We start from the raw sequence: 21,515 nt of genomic DNA, 5'->3' as shown, positions 1-21,515 counted from the left end.
ATCACGGTGGACGATCAGCACAGTATTCGGCCACCATCGGAGCATGTCCAGCTCACCCGAGGGAGACCGCCCCGCCCTGCGCGCCCCTTTGCGGACCCTGCGTCTGAGGTCCTCGCACTTTCTCGACGGCGCGCTCGAGGCACCGTGGCGCTACACCCGCGGTCCCTCCGCAGACGCCTTCCGCCTCTACGTCGTCACCGACGGCGAGTGCACCGTCGCACCCCACGAGGGCAAGTCGGAGACGCTCGGCCCGGGCGAGCTCGCCCTCGTGCCCGGCGGCATGACGCACGACGTCGCGTCATCCCTGGACGTCCCGCCGAGCACGAGCGAACCGCTCCGGCACCCCGTCACCGAGACCTTCGCCACCATCACGTCGCGGGGAGACGGACCCCGCTGCCGCGTCCTGATGGGAACGCTCGAACTCGAGCCGGGCCCCGCACTCCGGATACTCCGCCAGCTCCCACCCGTCATCAAGGTGTTCCCCAAGGACGACCTCAGCGCCCTCTGGGTGCCCGCCACCGTCCGCATGCTCCGGCGCGAAGCGGTCGACCGACGCACCGCCGCCGACGAGGTCATGACCAGGCTTGCCGACCTGCTCGTGCTCTTCATGACCCGCACCTGGCTCGAGCAGGCCGACTACGACGGAGGCGCTCCCGCCGCCTGGACCGACGAGCGGATCGGCGCCGTCGTCGCCCGCATCCACGCCCGTCCCGCCGACGACTGGACGGTGGCCGACATGGCGCACTCCGCCGGCATGTCACGGTCCGCCTTCGCCGCCAGATTCACCGAGGTCACCGGCACCACTCCCCTGCGCATGGTGACCGACCGGCGCATGGCCCTCGCCCTGCACATGCTCCAGACCAGCGACGACACCGTCGCAGCCATCGCCGCCCGGTGCGGCTACGCGTCCGAGGCGGGTTTCGGCCGTGCCTTCATGCGCGCCCACGCCACCACCCCTGCTGCCGCGCGACGCGCCGCCCACCACGAGAGGATCCCGTCGTGACAGCCGACGAGCGACCCGAGACGCCCCCAGAGCACGCACCGCTCGACGAGGTCGACGCGACCGAGACCGTCTCGCCGACGCCGATCGGCGCCGAGCCCGTCATGACCGAGGTCGGAGCGGCCCCGTCGGCCGCGCACGAGGACGACGCGGAGGAACCGCCTTCGCTGTGGCGCAACGGCCCGTACATGGCCCTGCTCACCGGCGAGACGGTCGGGAACGTCGCCGTCGAGATCGCGCAGGTCGCGTGGCCGATCATCGCGATCACCTACCTGGCCGCGACCGAGCTCGAGATCGGCATCCTGGGCATGGCGGAGGGCATCGCCTTCCTGATCCTCAGCCTGCCCGTCGGGGCCTGGGTGGATCGCGTCTCCCGCCGCAAGGTGATGGCCGTCGCGAACGTCGTGCGCGCCCTGACCATGGCGGCCATCCCGACCCTGTGGCTGATGGGCCTGCTCGAGGTCCACTGGCTCATGGTCATCGCGCTCACCATGTCCGCCGCGCAGGTCTTCTTCGACATGGCCTACATGTCGATCGTGCCGTCGCTCGTGCCCGAGAAGCAGCTGAGCGAGGCGAACTCCCGCCTTCAGATGACCAACGAGGTGGCGCGCGCCGCAGGGCCGGGCCTCGGCGGCGTGCTGGCCCGAGTCATCTCGGCACCGCTCCTGCCGATCTTCGCGACCGTCGGATATCTCGTCTCGGCCCTCGCCATCTGGCGGATCCCCGCCGATGAGCCACCGCCCCGCGAGCACGACACCACGATGCGCAAGGAGATCGCCGACGGCCTCAGGTTCGTCTTCCAGCACCCGTTCATCCGCCCCGTGGTCGTGTCCACCACGGTGTCGAACTTCTTCTCCAGCATCGCCTTCACGATGTTCCCCGTGCTCGTCCTGCGCTACCTCGAGGTGGGACCCCTCGGGTGGGGCCTGCTCCTCACGGCAGGCTCGATCGGAGGCATCCTCGGCGCGCTCGCCGCCCCATGGTTCGCCCGCACGTTCGGCGACGGACACTCGATCGCCGTCACGTACGCCGTGAACGCCGTCGCCTTCATGCTGCCCGTGGTCACCTTCCTCGTGCCGCGGCCGGTCGCCCTCGGCGTCCTCGCAGTGAGCATGATCGGAGGCCTGTTCGCGATCGTCTCCTTCAACGTGGTGCAGGTGACCATGCGACAGAAGCAGTGCCCGCCCCGCATGATCGGGAGGATGACGGCCTCCATCCGCGTGATGATCTGGGGGATCGCTCCTCTCGGCGCACTGATCTCAGGAGTCGTCGCAGAGCACTGGGGACTCGCACCCGCCTTCTGGATCGGGGGCCTCGGGAACGCGCTCGGCCTGCTGCTGCTCGTCAGGTCGCCGCTGTGGAGGATGGGCGAGGTCCCGGTCGTCCCGTCGGGCTCGCGCTGGCCCTGAGCGCGCCGTGTGACAGGCATCGAATGCCACTTTCCAGGGCCGACGCGACACCCGTGGAGAGAGGTTCAGGAGCAGCCGAAAACGGACTATCCTGACACCGCCGAACGACCCGGATACCGTCCCATCCAGGCCGCGCCGACGCGGCAGCCCTCCGAAGGATCACCCGATGCCCTCCCGCCTGACCCTTGGCGCCGCCGCGCTGATCGGCACCTCCGCGCTTCTGCTGACGGCGTGCTCGTCGACGGAGGATCCGAGCGCCGAGCCGGAGTACACGGTGGAGGATGCCGCGGCCGAGGCCACGCGCGGCGCAGACGAGGTCTCGCCCGACCTGCCGAACCCGTGCGAGCTGATCGACGCCGCCGCACTCGAGTCGACGCTCGGCGTCTCCTTCGGCGAGGGTGCGTTCAACGGCTACCTGTCCAACGAGGAGGAGTCGATCTGCGAGTGGAACGGCACGGGCGAGAGCTACGCGTCCGTGCAGGTCGCGGTCAGGATCTTCTCCGGCTCCGAGGACGAGGAGATCGCGCGCGCGGTGACCGTCTACGGGGACCTGTCCCAGGCCGAGCTGGAGGGGATCGAGTCGGGGTACGCAGCGCCAGACGGCACGATCGTCGGCGCGCTCACCGCTGACGGCATCGCCGTCTACGTGCTCCACTACACGGAGGCATGGACGGACCTCACCGAGAGCACGGCGGCGGTCGCCGCGCTCGTCGTCTCCGCGCTGTAGCGCCCTTCCGCTCGTCTGTCGTCTCGCTCAGGGACGCGGGTCGCGCGCGTCGTAGTCCAGGAATCTGAGCCCGCCCGGCTTCCAGCGGAGCCTCACGAGCACCGCCGTGGCGGCGACGATGACGAACCCTCCGAGCAGTGGCGGGAACCACAGCGCGACCGCAGTCGCGAGCACTCCCGCATACATGTCGCCCAGTCGCGGTCCGCCTGTCACGACGACGACGAAGACGCCCTGCATGCGGCCGCGCATCTGGTCGGGCGCCGCCTGGATCATCATCGTCTGACGGAAGATCGCGGACACCTCGTCCGAGGCGCCCATGCCCATCATCGCGACCGAGAGCGCCACGAGCGTGCCGGCATGGATGCCGCCCCACCCCTCGGCCGGCTCGTGCTCCACGCGGGAGGCGATCAGCGTGATCGCGCCGAACGCGAGAGCGAAGCCGCCGAACGTCAGGTTCGCGCGCAGGATCGCGACTCCATGCCTGTGCACGCGGGCGACGGGTCCGGAGAAGAGCGACGCGAGCATCGTCCCGACCGCGCCGGCCGCCGTGAGGGCGCCCACGGTCAGCGCTCCTCCGCCGACGAGCGTCGCACCGAGCGCGGGGAAGAGGACGTAGGGGCGGAAGAAGGTCATCGCGATGATGTCGACCAGGAAGTTCATGCGCAGGTTCGGCGCGTGCCTCAGGAACCGCAGGCCTTCGAGGAGCATGCCCCAGCCCGCCTCCGCCTTCTCACCCAGGCGCGGTAGCGCGGGCAGCATCCAGACGCCGAGGAACCCGAAGCTGAACAGCACGGCGTCCACCGCGAACGTCCACGCGAATCCGACGCTCGCCACGAGCACGCCCGCGAGCGCGGGGCCGACCGTCAGCGCGACACCGATGGCGATGCCGTTGAGGGCGCTCGCGCGGGAGACCAGCTCGGGCGGCAGGATCCGCCCGACGAGGGCGCTTCGAGTCGCGCCCGAGATCGTCGCCGCGACGGCATTGACGGTGGTGACCACGAGGAAGGGCCATGCCTCGGCGCGGCCGCCGGACCTGATCTCGGCGAGGTCCCACAGGGCGAGCGCGACGAGCCCCAGAGTGGACGCCCACGAGACGAGCGACGACACGATCAGCAGGCGGCGCCGGTCGAAGACGTCCGCGAGCATGCCTCCCCAGAGCCCCGCGATGATCATCGGGATCAGGGACGCACCACCGACGAGCCCGACCATGAAGGTCGACTCGGTGATGTCGTAGATCTGCAGGCCCACCGCCACGATCGACATCTGCGCGCCGATGTTGGCGATCGTGCCGCCCGCCCACAGGCGCGCGAAGGCAGGAGAGGCCTTCAGCGGGGCGAGGTCGACGAGCCTGCGACCCTTCGCGGGGGCCGTCTGAGGCGCGTCGTCAGCGGTCGGGGCGCGGTCGACGGGTTCGGTCACCGGACGAGTGTAGGCGCCCGGAGCCGAGGACAGTCCCCGTCCGGGCGCCTCCCCGACGTCAGGGTGCCGGTGGCGGCGGGGGTGGCTCCGGGTCCTCCCCCGTCAGGTCGTCATCGGGCTCGTCCGGCGTGGGCGGTGAGTGCAGCTCCCCATGGAAGAACTGCGCGTTGCGCGCACGACGGTCGGGCTCGTTCTCGTTGCGTCCCTCGGTGGACCCCGAGCGGCTGCGGAAGCTTCCCTTGGGGTGGTCGTCTCCGGTCAGGCCCGAGACGTGATGATCCACCGTCCGGTCGGGACGGTAGCGGGCGTCGCGGTTGCGGTACTTGCGCTGGATCCACCACCAGGTGCCCCAACCCGCCGCGGGACCCGCCGCGAACAGGAGCAGCGCGACGAATGCGACGCCGCCTCCGCCGTCGCCGTTCATCCGCCCACCGCCAGGGTCAGGAAGCCCAGGGGCCACGTGACGACGGACACGCCGACGGCGATGCCCCAGGCCAGCAGCGCGGCCTTGCGCGTGTTGATCGGGACCGAGCCCATCGTCGCGCCTGTGCGGCCGTTGACCGCGATGTAGTGCGTCACGGGACGTCCCTTGCGTGTCTCGGTGAATCCGTAGAGCCACACCGGCAGCAGCACCGAGGTCCAGCGGGCGCCGTCGATGCGCACCTGCTCGGACTCCCAGCGGACGCCGCGCTTGTACTGCGCGACCGACTGCGTCGAGGCTCCGCGCGCGACCGTCATGAAGTGCCCGGCCGCGATGCTCTCCGCCTCGTCGATGTCCATGTCGCGGCGCTGCGAGGTGTGCTCGTCTCCCAGGAAGTGGGCGTCGAACCGCACGATGTTCTTCACGTCGAACGGGAGGATCGCGTTGATCACGTTGTTCGTGCTCGTCGCCGAGTGGATGTCGGCCTTGTCGAAGTTCGACTCCACGATGAGGTCGTCGATCTCGATGTCCAGGAAGCGCGTCACGGAGTAGCGGTCACCGTAGTAGGTGGTGCCGTGCTCCTTGCTGTGCGTGGTGCGCCTCGTGATCTCGCCCACGCCGTCCAGCCGCACCGAGATGTTGCCGTCCACCGTCATGTACGGCAGGTAGACGCCCATGATGTTTTCGGGCGTGAACGTGGACGAGAACTCGGGCAGCGCGAACGATTTCCGCTCCTCCACGAACCTCGCGATGTGCTGCATCGCCTGCTCGCGCGTGATGGAGAAGGGCAGGATGCCGTCGGGCACCGCACCGTTCGGGATGCGGTTGTTGAGCGACAGCACGTGCTTGCACCAGTGGCAGCGCGCCTGGAGCGTGCGGTCGGTGTCGACGACCACCTCCGAGCCGCAGCCGTCGCACTTCATGGTGACGAGCGCGTCGTCGGAGACGATGTCCGATGCGGCGGTCGAGTAGGTCGTGCCACGAAGGTCGGCGATGCCCTCGGACAGGCCCATCGCCTCGTCGAGGCGCTCGAAGCCCCACCGGTGACGGCAGAACTCGCACATGAACATGTGCTGGTCCTTGAGCTCGACCACGTCCGAGGCGCCGCACTTGGGGCAGCGCACCACGCCGTCGGCGCGGCCGGCCGGGGTCGCCAGGTGCTGGGGGCCGGAGGTGTCAGGGGCGTCCAGGCCGTCGGCGCCGTCGGGCGCGCCGTCCTGCGACCCCGGGGACTCGGGGTTGATGTCAGCCATGCCTGCCCCTAGAGCCCGAGGGCCTTCTTCTTGAGGGCGTCGTAGTCCTCCTGCGTGATGAGCCCGTCGTCGAGCATCTTCTTCGCAGAGGCGAGCTGCGCGTGGGGGTCGGGTGCGGCGGGCTGCTGTGCGGCGGCGCCCGCAGCCATGCCTGCAGGGGCGCCGGGGGTCTGCGGGACCATGCCGCCGATCGCACCCATGCCCATGCCCATCATGGCGAGGCCCGTGCCTCCGCCGGTCTCGCCCGCGTTCTCGACGCCGCGCGCGACGGACTGCTTGAGGAACGTGTCGGCGCGGCCGCCGGACAGCGCGTCCGCCTTGCGGACGTCGGAGAGGAGCGCCTGCGTGTCGGCGTCGTACTCGATGGCGACGAGCGTCGCGGAGGAGATCTCGAGGCCGCGCTCGGTGGTCCACTGGTAGTTCTTCTCCACCTCCTCCGACAGCGACTTCGCGAAGCCCACGGAGTCACCCTGGATGCGGGTGATGCGGTGGTCCTTGTCGGGGTCGTTCACGTAGCGCGAGAACGCGCCCGCGAGCGATCCGACGACCTCGCTGAAGAGCTGCTCGGAGACCGGGTTGGTGGCCTCGGTGATGTCGAAGGGTCGTGCGCCCGCCGACAGGTACGACGCGGGCACGAGGGTCTTCACGAACAGCACCGGGTCCGCGATCTCGAGCACGTAGGTGCCTCGCGTGATCGCGCCCGCCTGCGTGTTGAGGTAGCGGTCGTCCCAGTAGATGGGGCTCTGCGTGCCGAACTTGTTGTTCGGGATCTCCTTGAGGTTCACGTAGAAGGCGAGCTGCTGACCCATGGGCCGGCCGCCGAACTTGAAGCGCTCCCACGAGGTGGTGAAGGTCGAGTTGAGCAGGCCGCCGCCGGAGAACACCGACTTGGAGTCCTGCGACTCGCTGTCCCACCGGTACGCGCCCGCCTCGGCGACGACGGCGGAGACCGCGCCGTCCTGGAACGTCAGGAGGCCGTAGCCCTCCGGCACGACGATGACCGAGCCGTTCGTGATGATGTTCTCGGAGCCGCGCGTGTTCTGGCCACGTCCAGCGTTCGTGCCCTGGGTCACCGCAGGGAAGAGGACTGCGGTGTCGCTCAAGCCGGTGGGCGGGACCAGGAAGTCGAGGAACTGATCCCCGAATGACGATTTCAGCGCGTCCCAGCCTGCTCCCAGCGCGATCTGGATGAACCCCACAGCAACTCCTCGACTCAGGCGCGGCGCATGCCGCGCGGCGGACCCCGCGAGGCCCTCCCCCTAGCGCGGACAGGACAGTCCGCACAGGAAACCTATCCAGGTGCCGCAAGTGGCCGCAACCCGATGCAGGCACCTGGTGACCCGGAAAGGCGGGGGCGTTCCAGTTCCCGAGAAAGGGCGATCCCGACATCTCCCCGCGTGCCGACGTGACGTTCACCACTGTCCACCCCTTTTTCGACGGGTGTCCTGTTGACTCCTCGCCAAGACCGCCGATAGGAGCGCCATGACCCGACTCAGCCCCGCCGCGAAGGTGCTCGCCGCCGCCGTCGCGCTCGCGGCTGTGTCGCTCGGCGTGTACTGCACCGGGGGGCCCGTGGTGAAGGGCGCCGTCGTCACGCTGCTGAGCATGCTCGTGGCGGGCACCGTGCTCGCAAGGATGATCCGCGCCATCGGCCCGACCCGGGTGCCCTACGCGCTCCTTCTCACCGGCTTCACCCTGCTCATCGCCGTGAACCTCATGTGGATGATCACGGTGCCGTGGGGAGGTGCCGACCTGCCGCCGGATGGCCCTTACAGGCTGCTTCTCGGGCTCTCGTACCTGTTCCTGCTCGCCGCGGCGTTCATCGCGATGGCGCCGTCCGTGCGGCGGGACCCTGGCGGCGTCCTCGACGCCGCCACGATGGGTGTCGCGCTCGCCTCAGCGACCTGGCAGGCGTTCCTGTCCCCTGCCCTCCACGACGCTGACGCTCCGGCGTCACAGCGCGTCTACGCGTTCACCATCACGATCATCCTGAGCGCCGCAGCCGGCATCGTCACCGGTGTCGGCGTCAACGGTTCCGTGCCGCGCGCGGCCCTGCCGGTCCTCGGCTACTTCGCCACCGCGATCCTCATCGCAGTCGCCGCGAACGTCCTCGACTCCGTGCTCGTGGACGCCACCACCGGCATGTCCCCCGACTGGATCGACTCGCTGTGGACCGTCTCCTACGCCGCAGCATGGGCTGCAGTCGCCCACCCGGCCGGCCCTGAGGCCTTCGCTGTCGGCAAGCCGCGCCCCAGCCGCCTCAGCTCGAAGCGGCTCGCGCTCCTCGGCGCCGCCCTCGTCGCGACGCCCGCGATCGCCGTGACCCGGGAGCTCGCGGGCTGGTACACCGAATGGCTCTCGGGCGCGCTCGCGCATCTGGCGATCCTCATCATGGTCCTGCTGCGCGTGGGCCAGCTGGCGCGGGCGCACCGAGCAGCAGAGGCACGGCTCCAGGTCCTCGCCGATCACGACGTCCTCACGGGGCTGCCCAACCGACGCTCGGTGGACCGGCATCTCTCCCAGCTCGTCTCCAAGGTGGACGCTGGCAGGTCCCCGGGCGTCGTGGTCGCGTTCATCGACCTGGACGGGTTCAAGGAGATCAACGACACCCGTGGCCATGCCACCGGCGATCAGCTGCTGCAGCGGGTGACTCGGCGCCTCGCAGCCGCCGCAAGGATCGACCAGGGAGATGTGCTGGGAAGGCTCGGCGGCGACGAGTTCATCCTGATCGCCGAATGCGATCCGGCGCACGCCCTCCAGTCGATCGAGGCGCGCCTGCGCGGAGCCTTCGACGAGCCCGTGCTGCTGACGGACGGCCTCGCGACGATCAGCGCGAGCATCGGCTCGGCATCCGCGACACGGGGCGAGCCCTGCACCGAGGATGCGCTGCTCACGCTCGCCGATCACGCCATGTACGAGGACAAGCGTCGTCGTCGCGCCACCCGGAACGCCTGACCTCCCTCGCGGATCGCATCGCACGGGCCCGACGCGCCGGTGAGATACTCACTCGGTGACCGCGCAGCCGCCCCCGCAGCCGCAGGCGCGCGGCCCGTTGCGCGCACTCGTGACGGCGCGCGTGGCGGAGCGATTCGCCGACGAGCTCGCAGTGCTCGGCATCCCGCTCGTGGCGACGGTCACGCTCGCGGCGAGTCCGCTGTGGATCGGAACCATCAAGGCCGGGCTGTTCCTCGCACCTCTGCTGATCTCGCTCCCCGCCGGGCTGTGGGCGGACCGCTTCTCGCCACGTCGGATCATGGCCACCGCCGCGCTCGTGCGCGGCCTTGCGCTGGCCGCGATCGCAGGGGTGTGGGCGCTCGGCTGGCTCACGGAGCGGTGGCTGCTCGCGCTGGCCGTGGCGGCAGGCCTTGCTGCCACCACCTACGTCGTCGTGGCGCAGGCAGCGGTGCCTGCGATGATGCCCCAGGGGGCGCTCGGAGCCGCCAACGCGAGGATCGAGACCGGAGCGCACGTGTCGTCAACCGTCGCCCCGACGTTGGGCGGCGTGCTCGGCCGCTTCGCCGCGGCGCCCCTGCTGCCCCTGGCGGCCGCCGCGTCGACCGTCGTCACCGGCTTCGCCGCCCTGAAGCTCCCCGAACCGCGCCGACACGTCCACGCCGCACCCCCGCGCATCCGGGACGGCCTCGCATACGTGGTCTCCCACCCTCTGCAACGACGCATCCTGGCACGTAGCGCTGTGGCGAACCTCGGGATGATGGCGATCGTGGCGATGATGCCCGTCGCAGTGATCCGCACGATGGGGTTCGATGCGCTCGCGCTGGGCGTGCTGCTCGGCGTCTCTGGCGTCGGAGGCATCGCTGGAGCCGCTGCAAGCCCGGCCCTCACGCGCCGATTCGGCGAGGGCGGGGTCGTCGTCGCCGCGTCCGTCGTCGGAGGCGCCGCCGCTCTGCTGTACCCGGTCTCCCTGGCGCTTCCGCGAGGATGGAACATCGGCGTGCTGCTGCTCGCCGAGACCGTCTCACTCGCCGCGGTGACGGTCTACTCGGTCACGGGGAGAACGCTGCGTCAGCAGCTGTGCCCGCCTGACATGCAGGGGCGGATGAACGCCTCCATGAGCTTCGCGGTGCAGGGAACCGGGCCTGTCGGCGCCGTCCTCGGAGGCGCCCTGGCGTCGGCCGCTGGCACGCCTGCCGCGTTCTGGGCGGGCGCGCTGCTGATCCTGGCCTCCGTGCCCCTCGTGCTGCTGTCGCCGCTGCGAGGCATGCGTGAGGTGCCGGTCGAGCGCTGACCGCCCGCCGGAGCCTGACTCCGGTGCATCCCTGTGATGTTGCCCACGCAGGGCCGTATCGCCCGCGCACGCACCTTGAACGACGCGCACTGCGACCGATGAGCGACGAGTGAGACAGATGTCGGCAGCCGCGCGCGTGCACTGGGGTGTCGCCGCGATGGCCCTCGTCTCCGTGGGCGCCGCCCTGTTCGGCGGTGCGACCGCGAGCGCGCTGGCAGTCGCGGCCATGAGCCTGCTCGTCACGTGGGCCGGCGGCGTCAGGATGGTGCGCTCCGCAGGGTTCGTGCGCCTGTTCTACGCCACCCTGTTCGCGGGGTTCGTGCTCCTGGACTTCGTCACGCTCGTGTGGTTCGTCACCGTGCTCCTCCACGGAGACATGGCGGCCACCCACACGCTCGTGCAGCTGCTCATGGGCGTCTCGTATCTGTTCCTCCTGGCCGCCGCCGCTCTCGTCGTGCGCAGATCGGCGAGCCGCGACACCGGCGGGGTGCTCGATGCCGCCACGCTCGCCGTCGCAGGCGCCTCTGCGCTGTGGCAGGTGCTTCTCGCGCCCGCACTCGAGGCCGGCGAGGCCACGCTCGCCGAACGCGCCTACATCTTCGCGATCGTGATCATCCTCGCGGGCTCGATCGGCGTCGTCGTCGGACTCCGGGCGAACCGCGTCGTGCCGCGCGAGGCGCTTCCCGTCATGCGCTACTACGGGGCCGCGCTCGTCGTGACTGTCGCAGGCAACGCGCTGGGCGCGATGTATGCGGACCCCGTGACGGGGATCGCCCCCTGGTGGGTGGGTGCGTTCTGGCCGCTCGCCTTCGCGTGCGCGTGGGGCGCGATCGCGCATCCCGTCGCGCCGTCCTCGCTCGAGCTGGGCGAACCCCATCCGAGCCGTCTCACCTCGACGCGCATCGTGATGCTCGGCGTCGCGGTGGTGCTGACCCCCGTCGTCTCCGTCGCGAGGTCGCTCACCGGAGGGTACGTGGGCTGGCTCGCGAGCGCAGGCGCGACGATCACCCTCGTGGTCATGGTGCTGACTCGAGTGAACCAGCTCGCCCAGGCCCACCGCGAGGCTGAGGCAAGGCTGCGCCTCCTCGCCGAGAGGGACGTGCTCACCGGGCTTCCGAACAGGCGGGCCGTGGACAGGCACCTGGCAGACGCGGCGGCGCGGGTCGCCTCGGGCAAGGCGGAGGGGATCGTCGTGTGCTTCATCGATCTCAACGGCTTCAAGGAGATCAACGACACCCGCGGCCACGCGATCGGCGACGAGCTGCTGGTCGCGATCGCGGTGAGGCTCGACCGGCTCATGCGGCACGACGGCTCCGATCTCGTCGGCCGGCTGGGCGGCGACGAGTTCGTCATGGTCGTCGAGGGGCCCGCGCACGCGGCCGACGCGCTGGCCACCAGGGTGCGCACCTCGCTCGGCCACGACTTCTCCCTGAGCGACGGGCCTGCGCGGGCGTCTGCAAGCATCGGCCTCGCGACGGGCACGCCTGGCGAGCTGCCGACGGTGGACGAGATGCTCACGCGCGCCGACCACGCGATGTACGCGGACAAGCAGGAGAAGCGGGACGCTTCGGCACCGTGACGCCGGGCACGCCGGGTCAGCTGAGAGTGAGCCACTCCGAGGCCGCGTCCGCCGACTCGCGGGAGATGCGACCGTCCCTGACGAAGTCGCCCCACGCCTGCCGCACCGCGACGCCGACCCGACGTATGCGGTCGGGGCTCTCATGCTTCAGGCCATCGGCCTCCACCCAGGCGTCCGGGTCCCCGAGCAGCACCGGGATGTCCATGCCATGCCCGTCGGCGATCGGCGAGCCGGTGGCCTTCCACCCGAGCACGTAGTGGATGGCGTTGCCACCGGCGGCCCGATGCTCCTCGACGAAGTGCGCCGCCGCCTTCTCGTAGACCGCCGCTTGGAGCGACCCCGCGACAGCGTGCTGGACGGCCCCGCCGACGACCGGCGCTCTGAACGCCTTCCCGAGCGGTGGGAGAGCCGCGCCCACGAGCACGCCCTCGTCTGACATGTGGCCGAGCAGCAGGTCGACGTCGTGCGCGAGCGCGGTGGCGTCGGCGCGCTTGGACTCGGGCGGAAGCGGGTACCTGCCCCATTGGGGCCCGTACGGCATGAGCCCCTTGAGCCCGTGCTTGCGGGTCGCGCGGTAGATCTCCTCGTTCGCGTCGAGCACCTGGTCGAGGCTCATCGTGGGGTCGACGGGACGCACGGTGCGGAGCATGGTGCGCTGCATGGCGCCGCGACGGTCGCCGATGCCGAGCGGGGCCGACTGCACGATCGCGCGCCTGAAGAGCCCGCGTGCCTCGGGCACCGCCATGAGCGCCGCGATCGCGTCGCCGCCCGCCGACTGCCCCATGACGGTCACCTTCGAGGTGTCGCCTCCGAAGCCCTCGATGCACGTGCGCACCCAGCGCAGCGCCTCGATCATGTCCATCAGGCCAAGGTTGGCGGGAGCGAAGTCACCGTCGCCGAGCCATCCGAGCAGGCCCAGCCTGTAGGTCACGGATACGACGATCACGCGCTGCTCCCGGACCAGCAGGGCCGGGTCGAAGCCGTCCAGGTCGCCGCCGCCGGTGAGGTAGCTGCCCCCATGGATCCAGACGACGACGGGCAGCGGTGCGTCTCCCGTTCCCGAAGGCCAGGTCACTGAGACTCGCTGGCACTGCTCGTCGGTGCCGAGCCGTTCCAGGTAGTCGGGGCTGACGGAGCCCATCAGGCCGTCGGCATGCTGAGGGCTGACCGGCGCAGGGGCCGACGCGTCGAACGGCTTTCGCCAGGGGCTCACCGGCGAGGGCCGCTGGAATCGCTCCGCGACCGCGTAGGGGATGCCTCTCGCGCGCCACAGATCCCCGTCGCGGTGCGCGAGGACAGGACCCAGCGCCGTGTCCACACGGCGCACAGCGGAATCGGGCACGACGGAACCTCCCGGCTTCTCAGCGATGATGACCCCTGTCACGCACTTTACGCCCGTATGCCGAGGCCATCACCTGACTGTCACCTGGACATGACAGAATCCGCGTATGCCAGGTACCAACCTCACGCGCGCAGAGGCCGAGGCCCGCGCCGCTGCCGTCACCACAGACAGCTACGACATCGAGCTCGATCTCACCACCTCTGAGACGACGTTCCGATCCACGTCCACGGTCCGCTTCTCCGCCACCCCCGGGGAGTCGACCTTCATCGACCTCATCGCACCGTCGGTGCTGAGCATCACCCTCAACGGCGAGGCGCTCGATCCCGCGACCCATTTCGTGGACAGCCGCATCTCGCTGCCGGCGCTCGCCGCGGAGAACGAGCTCACGGTCGTGGCCGACTGCGCCTACATGAACACGGGCGAGGGCCTGCACCGGTTCGTCGACCCCGAGGACGGCGAGGTCTACCTGTACTCGCAGTTCGAGGTGGCGGACACGCGCCGCGTCTACGCGGTGTTCGAGCAGCCCGACCTGAAGGCCTCGTTCGCCTTCACCGTGACGGCGCCTGACCACTGGCACGTGCTGTCCAACTCGCCGTCGGAGAAGACTGCGCTCGAGGGCACGGTGAGCAACGCGGGCATCGACCGCGGCGTCGCCCGCTGGACCTTCTCCCCCACCACCCGCATCCCCTGCTACGTGACGGCGATCGTCGCGGGCCCGTACCACGAGGTGCAGGGCTCGGTGGAGTCGAACAAGGGCACGCTCAGCGCGAACGTGTACTGCCGCAAGGCGCTTGCCGAGTTCCTCGACGCCGATGTGATCCTCGACGACACCCAGAAGGGCTTCTCGTTCTACGAGGAGAAGTTCCAGATGGACTACCCGTTCGAGAAGTACGACCAGATCTTCGTGCCCGAGTTCAACGCCGGCGCCATGGAGAACGCGGGCTGCGTCACGTTCCTCGAGGACTACGTGTTCCGCTCCAAGACCGCGCAGGCGCGCGTCGAGCGTCGCACGATCACCGTGCTCCACGAGCTCGCGCACATGTGGTTCGGCGACCTGGTCACCATGAAGTGGTGGAACGACCTGTGGCTCAACGAGTCGTTCGCCGAGTTCATGTCCACCCTGTGCGCGGCCGAGGTCACCAAGTACTCGGATGCCTGGGTCACGTTCAACTCGCTCGAGAAGTCGTGGGCCTACCGACAGGATCAGCTGCCCTCGACCCACCCGATCATGGCCGAGATCAGGGACCTCGAAGACGTCGAGGTCAACTTCGACGGCATCACCTATGCGAAGGGCGCGTCGGTCCTCCGTCAGCTCGTCGCGTACGTGGGCCAGGACGAGTTCTTCGCCGGCGTGCAGGAGTACTTCCGCAAGCACCACCACTCGAACGCGGTCCTCACCGACCTGCTCGTCGAGCTCGAGGCGGCCTCGGGCCGCGACCTCGCGGCGTGGTCCGACGTGTGGCTGCAGAAGGCGGGGGTCACCACTCTCCGCCCGGTGATCGAGGAGGACAGCAACGGCGACATCGCGGCGTTCTCGGTGCTCCAGGAGGTCCCGGAGGAGTGGCCCACCCAGCGCCCGCACCGCATCGGCATCGGCGCCTACGACGTCGTCACCGATGAGGCCGGCGACGCGACCGTGAAGCGCACCTCGTACGTCGAGGTCGACCTGGACGGCGCCCGCACCGAGATCGCTGAGATGGTCGGCATCCGCCGCCCCGCCCTGATCCTGGTGAACGACGGCGACCTCGCCTACGCGAAGGTCCGCCTGGACGAGGTGTCGCTCGCGACCGCGGTCGAGCACGTCGGCTCCTTCACCGACGCGATGCCGCGCTCCATGGTGCTCTCGGCGGCGTGGGACATGACCCGCGACGGCGAGATGCCCGCACGCCAGTTCGCGGACCTCGTGCTCGGCTGCATCGCCACCGAGGACCAGTCGACCGTCGTGCTCACGCTCCTGCGCCAGCTCGACACCGCGCTGACGCTGTACGCGGCACCGTCCGCCTCGGAGGAGGCGACCCGTGCCGCCGCCGCGTCCCTGTGGTCGCTCGCGCTGGGCGCAGAGCCCGGCTCGGACAACCAGCTGCAGTTCGTGCGCGCCTACGCGTCACTGGCCTCGTCGGACGCTCAGCTCGACACGCTGCAGGCGATCATCGACGGCAAGATCCAGCTCGAGGGCCTGCCGCTCGACGCAGACCTCACGTGGGACCTCCTCACGGCGCTCGCCGCGGGCGGTCGCGTGGGCGAGGTGGCGATCGAGCTCCAGCTCACCAAGGACGCCACCGCCTCGGGCCAGCGTCGTGCCGCCACCGCTCGCGCCGCGATCGCGACCCCTGAGGCCAAGCAGGCCACCTGGGACGCGCTCGTGAACGCGGCCGAGGGCGAGGACATGCCGAACGCGCTCCAGTTCGCTGCGACGCAGGGCTTCTCGATCGTGCACGACACCGCGCTGCTTGAGCCGTTCGTCGACCAGTACTTCGGGATGCTCCGCAGGGTCTACAAGGACAAGACCAACGAGATGGCCACGAACCTGATCGAGGGCCTCTACCCCGTCGAGCTCGCGGGCCGCGTGCCCGACCTGCAGGACAGGGCCTTCGCGTGGCTCGAGGCGAACGCCGATGCGCACGACGCGCTGAAGCGCCTGGTCCGCGAAGGCAGCGACGGCGTGCGCCGCGCGCTCGTCAACCAGGCCGCAGACGCCGCCTACGAGGGCTGACGCTCAGCGCATCACCCGCGTCCGCGGACGCGCCACGAGGGGCCGGGATCGCACGATCCCGGCCCCTCGTCTGCTCACGGCTCCCACCGGGGATGATCATGAGTCCGCATGATCATCCTCTCGGCGGGCGCCGCGCGTCAGGAGGCTCCTCTCCTCACTCCGTTCCCGCAGCGGGCCACGTGTCGTGGTCCTCATCCAGCGCGAGGATCTCCGTGACCTCGTCGCCGCAGTACGACTGCGGGTTGTTGAACTCGTCGCCCGGGTACTGGACCTTCCAGTAGTACGTGCCCGGCTCGTCGACCGCGATGCCGTCGACGGTGGAGGCGATGCCGCCGGAGAGAGCGACCGACTCCTCGTGGGAGAAGCCCTCGCCGCCCGTGACGGGGACGCTGCACTGCGCATCGGTGTAGAGGCCGAAGGTGACCTCCACGTCGCCAGCGCTCGGTGCGCCCGCGCGGATGCCGGTGAACGTCGCCGTGTCATGCAGCACCCAGTCCTGGACCGTCGTGAAGTCAGGGCTGGCCTTCTGCGCCACGTTGAGCACGGTGCATGTCCTGGTCTGTCCGAGCCCCAGATCCGCCTTGAGCGTGCCGTCCGCGTTGCAGTCGCCGCCGTACGTCACCGTGTACGTGACATCGCCTCCGTAGGCGTCCTCCGTGATCGAGTATCCCGACCCTGCCGAGAGGCCACCGAACGAGGTGCGCCCTTCCAAGGTCTTGCCCTCGTCGTTGACGAAGGACTTGCTCGACGGCAGCCCGGTCGTCGGACCGGTCAGCGTCACCGAGAAGTCATCCGCCTCAAGCACGCCACCGGCGCCGTTGTCGACCGTCTTGGTGACGACGATCGTGGACGGGTCGTCATCGTTGGCGATCGTGCAGGACGCAGACCCGCCTGCCGGCACGTCCACAGACGCGCAGTCGGAGTCGTCCTCGGTGTAGCCGGCCACGTCATCCTCGGTCGCCGTGTAGGTGCCCGGCATCACGGCCAGGCTCCACACTCCGTCGGCCTCGGTGTCGGTGTCCTCGCTGAACCCCTGGTTGGTGAGCTTCACGAAGCCGTTGGGGCCCGTCAGCGAGAAGGTGAAATCAGCGTAGGTCTTGGTTCCGCCGTTGTCGTTCGTCACCGTCTTGTAGACCGTCAGCGTGCCCTTGCGCTCCTTGTTCGTGATGACGCAGCTGGTGGTCTCCCCGACCTTCACAGGGAAGGTGCCTCCGGCCGTCACCGTGTGATCGGTGCCGTCCTCGGTGGTGCAGACGATGCTCTTCAGCTCGAAGGCCGTGATGCCGTCGTCACCAGGGTCGATGACCTCGCCTAGCGTGTAGTTGGCCGCAGCGATGAGCTTCGTCTCAGTGGGCGAGGAGTCTCCGCCGTAGAGCGTGTCGGTCGCGCTGAGCGCGCCGCCATCGGCCTGGTAGCGGATGGCGTCTCCCCCGGTGCGGGCGAGGGTCCAGTCGAAGCTGTCGTCGTAGCCGGTGGCGCTGGAGGGCTCCAGCACCTTGGAGACCGTGACGGAGCCGCAGTTCGCGATCGTGGTCTGCTCGGTGAGATCGGCGAGCACCACATCCTTGTAGTCGGCGCTGTCGGAGTTGCCCGTCAGCGTGCTCGGGATGATGTTGCCGATGCTCGTGCAACGCAGAGCGCCGCCGAAGACCGCCTGAGTGATGTTCACGGCCATCTCGACGTAGCCCGTCTCGGCGTTCGCCCTGCCGCCGCCGACGGTGTCCGGAATCAGGGTGAAGTCGCCGAGGTAGTCGGCGTCCCCTCCCGATGCGGCACCGGTCACGTTGTCCATCCAGACTCGGTAGCCGAGCGTGACGCTGTTGCCCTGGTAGTCGGCGACGATGAAGAAGTCGCCTGCCTGGCGATAGAGCCAGGGATTGCAGGCCGCGATCAGGTCCGCCTCGGTCATGGAGTCGTAGTCGCACTCGGGCGGGGCCGCCTTCTCCATGAACTCCCATGCGGACTGGCCGGTGCTGAAGCTCTCGATGGTGAAGGCGAAGTAGCCCCAGACGTCGGTACCGACGGTGGCGGTGTCGATGCGCACCTCGGTCATGTCGGTGCCAGGGTTGGGGTTCGTCTTGCCGAGCACGGGCACGGCGGTCCTGTGGATCGCCTCAACCTTGTACGCGTTGCCGTTGATCGGGCCGAGCTCCTTCGAGTTGCCTGACGAGTCGGAGACGACCAGCATCGTGCCGGTCATGTTCGGGAGCCCATCGGTGGCGTTCCACGGGAGGCTCCCCGGGAGCGCGGCATGCGCGGGCAGTGCCACGAGCGTGGCGACGACGAGGGAGGTGACCGCGAGCAGCGCGAGCCTTCCCTTCGCCGGGATCGTCGTATTCATTGTTGTTCCCCTCAGCTGGGCCGCTGCTGTCGATCGACCCACCCGGCGGGGTTGCCGGCGCTCTTCTCCCCTTCGACGACCCGCCCTCACGGTGTGTCGAATCGTCGCGCCGATGTACGCCACGTCTATGTGACATATCTCACACTTGCTGCGACGCCTCCAGTGTCGCGCGGTGCCACGAAGCCTGCAAGGCGACCGTGAGCACGCACACCCAGGGGGGCATACGCGCCTTCCCTGGATCGCGACACCCGGCGCCTCTTCTCCACCCGTCCAAAAGTCCGTCCCCCCGCGTCTCCCGGCGTGGAAGACTGCGCTCATGGCTGGACTGAACCTCACCAAGATCGAAGCCGCAGAGCGCGCGACGGTCGTCTCGCACGCGTCCTACTCGGTGGAGCTCGACTTCACGCTCCCGGGAGACACGTTCGGCTCGCGGACCACGCTCACGTTCGACGCCGCCGACGAGACGTCGACGTTCCTCGACCTGGTGGCCGACTCCGTCACGCGGGTCGAGGTCGACGGCGCCGAGCAGGACCTGAACGCGGTCGTCTCCGAGGGCAGGCTCGCGCTGACGCAGGTGTCGTCCCGCACCGTCGTGGTCGTCGAGGCCCTCATGCCGTACCGCACCGACGGCCAGGGCGTCCACCGCTTCGTGGACCCCGAGACGGGTGAGACCTACCTGTACACGCAGTTCGCCGCCAACGACGCCCGCAGCGCCTTCGCATGCTTCGACCAGCCTGACATCAAGGGCACCTTCGCCTTCACGGTGGACGCCCCCGCGCACTGGGTCGTCGTCTCCAACTCACCCGAGCCCACGCCGGTCGTGGTCGACGGCGCCACCACCGAGGTCTGCCCCACCGGCACCACCGCGGTCCACCGGTGGACCTTCGCTCCGACGGTGCCCCTGCCCTGCTACGTCGCCGCGGTGATGGCAGGCCCCTACGCGTCGGCCGGCGGCACCCTGACCTCCCAGAAGGGCGAGATCTCCGCGCGCGTCTACGGCCGCGCACAGCTCGCCGACCACCTCGACGCGGACGAGCTGCTCGGCGTCGTCCAGTCCGGCCTGGAGCTGTACGAGCGCATGTTCGGCACGCCGTACCCGTACGAGAAGTACGACCAGCTGTTCGTGCCCGAGTACAACCTCGGAGCCATGGAGAACGTGGGAGCGGTGACCATCTCGGAAGACCGGCTGCTCTTCCGCTCCCGACCCTCCGACGCCGAGCGCGAGGCCCGCCAGAACGTCGTCCTTCACGAGCTCGCGCACATGTGGTTCGGAAACCTCGTGACCATGCGCTGGTGGGACGACCTGTGGCTCAACGAGTCGTTCGCGGAGTTCGTGGGCACCTGGGCCACCGAGAAGGTCACCGAGTTCACGGACTCGTGGGTCACCTTCGGAGCGAACCGCAAGTCCGTCGCGTACGTCCAGGACCAGCTGCCGACCACCCACGCGATCGTCACCGAGGTCCCCGACACGGAGGCGACGGTCTCCGCGTTCGACATGATCACGTACGCCAAGGGCGCCTCCGCGCTCAAGCAGCTCGCGGCCTACGTGGGCGAGGACGCGTTCTTCACAGGAGTCGCCTCGTACCTGACGACGTATGCGTACGGCAACGCGACCCTCGCCGAGTTCCTCGCCGAGGTGGAGAACGCCGCAGGACGTTCCCTCGACGCGTGGGCGCACGCCTGGCTCGAGACTCCTGGCGTGCCGACCCTCCGCACCGAGCTCACCGAGGCGGCGGACGGGACGATCGGCTCGCTCGCGGTCGTCGAGGACCCCGCCCCTGCCTTCCCCGTGGCGCACCCGCACCGTCTCTCGGTCGCGGGCTACGCCCACGCCGATGGCCATTTCACCCGCCTCTGGGATGCCGAGGTCGCAGTCGAGGAAGGCTCCGCTCCCGTCGAGGCCGCAGCCGGCCGGCCACTGCCGGACCTTCTGCTCGCGAACGACGGCGATCGCACGTACGCGAAGCTGCATCTGACCGAGCGCACCATCCGGACGGCGTCCGATCACATCGCCGACCTCACGGAGGCGAAGCCGCAGGCGCTCGTCCTCGATGCGCTCTGGCACATGTGCCGCGACGGGCAGCTGCCCGCGGCGCGATACATCGACGCCGCGCTCACCGCCCTGCCGGTGATGGCGAACTCCACCGCGGCCGAGGCGCACGCGCGCACGCTCGTGGCGGCGCTCACGAGGTACGCCCCGCCCGCACAGGCGCAGGAGCTGGGACGCGAGGCGGCCGAACGGCTCTGGACCGCCGTCGATTCGGCGGCGCCGTCATCCGACCTGCAGCTCCAGCTGCTCAAGGCCTACGCGCAGGTCGCGCGCACCGACGCCCAGGCGGCTCGCCTCTCGGCGCTGCTCTCGGGTGAGCTGGCGCTCGACGGCCTCACCATCGACACCGACCTGTCCTGGGCCCTCGTCCAGTCGCTCGCTGCCGCGGGCGCGATCGACGAGGCCGGGATCGACGCACACCTCGCGACGGATGACACGGCCGCAGGACGACGGCGTGCCGCCGGAGCGAAGGCAGCGATCTCGACGATCGAGGCCAAGCGCGCCGCGTGGAACGCGCTCGCGCACCCCGAAGGCGCGGCGCTCAACAACGCCACGCAGTACGAGGTGGGGCTCGGGCTCGCCCGCGTCAACGACCCGGCGCTGCTCACCGAGCTCGCGCCCGTGCTGCTCGACGAACTGCTCGACTACTACCTCGAGAACGAGGGCTTCGTCGGCGCACGCGTCGCGCGCTACGTGTTCCCTGTCGCGACCGTCGGCCGCGTGGAAGGGGTGGACGCTCAGGTCGAGGCGTGGCTCGAGGCCCACCCCGACGCCCCGTCGGTCCTGCGGAAGGTGGTCATCGAGAGCCTGGACGAGATGAGAAGGGCGCTGCTCGCGCAGTCCGTCTAGGCGCCCGCTGGCACAGACGGCGAAGGGCGGCCCCACGGGGCCGCCCGGTCCGGTCTTGAGCGCAAGGGCCAGGTGCGTCGGCCGACCCCCGTTGCTCCGTCCGACGCACCAAGCACCTCGGCTTGCTGCCCAAGGGGAAATCTAGCGGCACGCGGTGCCAGTGCGC

14 protein-coding genes are annotated in these 21,515 nt (G+C 69.8%); 8 read left to right on the top strand and 6 right to left on the bottom strand.

Features of this window, described 5'->3' with window-relative positions; genetic code table 11:
• Positions 1–43 precede the first annotated feature (43 nt).
• The 3 genes from QQX04_RS08290 (at position 44) to QQX04_RS08280 (ending at position 3,136) form a co-directional block, all read left to right on the top strand.
• Positions 44–1,003 (top strand): AraC family transcriptional regulator, encoded by a 960-nt coding sequence (locus QQX04_RS08290; RefSeq protein ID WP_301128074.1) that lies wholly within the window; start codon positions 44–46, stop codon positions 1,001–1,003.
• Positions 1,000–2,409: an MFS transporter gene (locus tag QQX04_RS08285; RefSeq protein ID WP_301128072.1), complete on the top strand. Its 1,410-nt coding sequence runs from the start codon at positions 1,000–1,002 to the stop codon at positions 2,407–2,409. The genes QQX04_RS08290 and QQX04_RS08285 overlap by 4 nt, the downstream gene beginning before the upstream one ends.
• A gap of 166 nt (positions 2,410–2,575) precedes the next feature.
• A complete protein-coding gene (locus QQX04_RS08280) occupies positions 2,576–3,136 on the top strand; it encodes a DUF3558 domain-containing protein (RefSeq protein ID WP_301128071.1) in 561 nt (186 codons plus the stop codon).
• Between the two features lie 27 nt (positions 3,137–3,163).
• Here the strand turns inward: QQX04_RS08280 and QQX04_RS08275 are convergent, their stop codons facing one another.
• The 4 genes from QQX04_RS08275 to QQX04_RS08260 are packed head-to-tail and all read right to left on the bottom strand — an operon-like array spanning position 3,164 to position 7,428.
• Positions 3,164–4,555, bottom strand: coding sequence for an MFS transporter (locus QQX04_RS08275; protein ID WP_301128069.1), 1,392 nt, complete (start codon positions 4,553–4,555; stop codon positions 3,164–3,166).
• Positions 4,556–4,613: 58 nt separating this feature from the next.
• Positions 4,614–4,979: a hypothetical protein gene (locus tag QQX04_RS08270; RefSeq protein WP_301128067.1), complete on the bottom strand. Its 366-nt coding sequence runs from the start codon at positions 4,977–4,979 to the stop codon at positions 4,614–4,616.
• Positions 4,976–6,229 carry a TFIIB-type zinc ribbon-containing protein gene (locus tag QQX04_RS08265; RefSeq protein ID WP_301128065.1) on the bottom strand — a complete coding sequence of 418 codons (1,254 nt, stop codon included), beginning with the start codon at positions 6,227–6,229 and terminating at the stop codon, positions 4,976–4,978. The genes QQX04_RS08270 and QQX04_RS08265 overlap by 4 nt, the downstream gene beginning before the upstream one ends.
• Before the next feature lie 8 nt (positions 6,230–6,237).
• Positions 6,238–7,428, bottom strand: coding sequence for an SPFH domain-containing protein (locus QQX04_RS08260; RefSeq protein ID WP_301128063.1), 1,191 nt, complete (start codon positions 7,426–7,428; stop codon positions 6,238–6,240).
• A 283-nt stretch (positions 7,429–7,711) separates the two neighbouring features.
• Between QQX04_RS08260 and QQX04_RS08255 the strand changes: the two genes are divergently transcribed.
• The 3 genes from QQX04_RS08255 (at position 7,712) to QQX04_RS08245 (ending at position 12,054) form a co-directional block, all read left to right on the top strand.
• The gene (locus QQX04_RS08255) at positions 7,712–9,184 is read left to right on the top strand and encodes a GGDEF domain-containing protein (protein ID WP_301128061.1); all 1,473 of its coding nucleotides are present in this window, start codon (positions 7,712–7,714) and stop codon (positions 9,182–9,184) included.
• A gap of 55 nt (positions 9,185–9,239) precedes the next feature.
• Positions 9,240–10,475, top strand: coding sequence for an MFS transporter (locus QQX04_RS08250; protein ID WP_301128060.1), 1,236 nt, complete (start codon positions 9,240–9,242; stop codon positions 10,473–10,475).
• Between the two features lie 118 nt (positions 10,476–10,593).
• Positions 10,594–12,054: a GGDEF domain-containing protein gene (locus QQX04_RS08245; RefSeq protein WP_301128059.1), complete on the top strand. Its 1,461-nt coding sequence runs from the start codon at positions 10,594–10,596 to the stop codon at positions 12,052–12,054.
• A 16-nt stretch (positions 12,055–12,070) separates the two neighbouring features.
• Here the strand turns inward: QQX04_RS08245 and QQX04_RS08240 are convergent, their stop codons facing one another.
• On the bottom strand, positions 12,071–13,396 hold the full coding sequence (locus tag QQX04_RS08240; RefSeq protein ID WP_301128058.1) for a carboxylesterase family protein: 1,326 nt from the start codon (positions 13,394–13,396) through the stop codon (positions 12,071–12,073).
• A gap of 106 nt (positions 13,397–13,502) precedes the next feature.
• On the opposite strand from QQX04_RS08240, the gene pepN (QQX04_RS08235) reads away from it, so the two are divergent.
• Entirely contained in the window at positions 13,503–16,109 is a 2,607-nt protein-coding gene (pepN, locus tag QQX04_RS08235; RefSeq protein WP_301128056.1) for an aminopeptidase N, read from the top strand.
• A 154-nt stretch (positions 16,110–16,263) separates the two neighbouring features.
• Here pepN (QQX04_RS08235) and QQX04_RS08230 read toward each other — a convergent pair whose 3' ends face one another.
• On the bottom strand, positions 16,264–18,450 hold the full coding sequence (locus tag QQX04_RS08230) for a hypothetical protein (RefSeq protein ID WP_301128054.1): 2,187 nt from the start codon (positions 18,448–18,450) through the stop codon (positions 16,264–16,266).
• Positions 18,451–18,766: 316 nt separating this feature from the next.
• Here QQX04_RS08230 and pepN (QQX04_RS08225) point away from each other — a divergent pair, with 316 nt between their 5' ends.
• Positions 18,767–21,349, top strand: coding sequence for an aminopeptidase N (gene pepN, locus QQX04_RS08225; protein WP_301128052.1), 2,583 nt, complete (start codon positions 18,767–18,769; stop codon positions 21,347–21,349).
• Positions 21,350–21,515: the final 166 nt, after the last annotated feature.

This window comes from Demequina zhanjiangensis (genome assembly GCF_030418315.1).
Classification (GTDB): Bacteria; Actinomycetota; Actinomycetes; order Actinomycetales; family Demequinaceae; genus Demequina; species Demequina zhanjiangensis.
The sequence above is the reverse complement of the archived record's forward strand: the minus strand, read 5'-3'. Positions and strand labels throughout refer to the sequence as shown.

What these genes read in the sequence shown, in the direction of transcription:
- QQX04_RS08290 (WP_301128074.1), top strand. Translation starts at nt 44, where the DNA reads ATGTCCAGCTCACCCGAGGGAGACCGCCCCGCCCTGCGCGCCCCTTTG.
- QQX04_RS08230 (WP_301128054.1), bottom strand. Translation starts at nt 18,450, where the DNA reads ATGAATACGACGATCCCGGCGAAGGGAAGGCTCGCGCTGCTCGCGGTC.
- pepN (WP_301128056.1), top strand. Translation starts at nt 13,503, where the DNA reads ATGCCAGGTACCAACCTCACGCGCGCAGAGGCCGAGGCCCGCGCCGCT.
- QQX04_RS08245 (WP_301128059.1), top strand. Translation starts at nt 10,594, where the DNA reads ATGTCGGCAGCCGCGCGCGTGCACTGGGGTGTCGCCGCGATGGCCCTC.
- pepN (WP_301128052.1), top strand. Translation starts at nt 18,767, where the DNA reads ATGGCTGGACTGAACCTCACCAAGATCGAAGCCGCAGAGCGCGCGACG.
- QQX04_RS08255 (WP_301128061.1), top strand. Translation starts at nt 7,712, where the DNA reads ATGACCCGACTCAGCCCCGCCGCGAAGGTGCTCGCCGCCGCCGTCGCG.
- QQX04_RS08265 (WP_301128065.1), bottom strand. Translation starts at nt 6,229, where the DNA reads ATGGCTGACATCAACCCCGAGTCCCCGGGGTCGCAGGACGGCGCGCCC.
- QQX04_RS08280 (WP_301128071.1), top strand. Translation starts at nt 2,576, where the DNA reads ATGCCCTCCCGCCTGACCCTTGGCGCCGCCGCGCTGATCGGCACCTCC.
- QQX04_RS08270 (WP_301128067.1), bottom strand. Translation starts at nt 4,979, where the DNA reads ATGAACGGCGACGGCGGAGGCGGCGTCGCATTCGTCGCGCTGCTCCTG.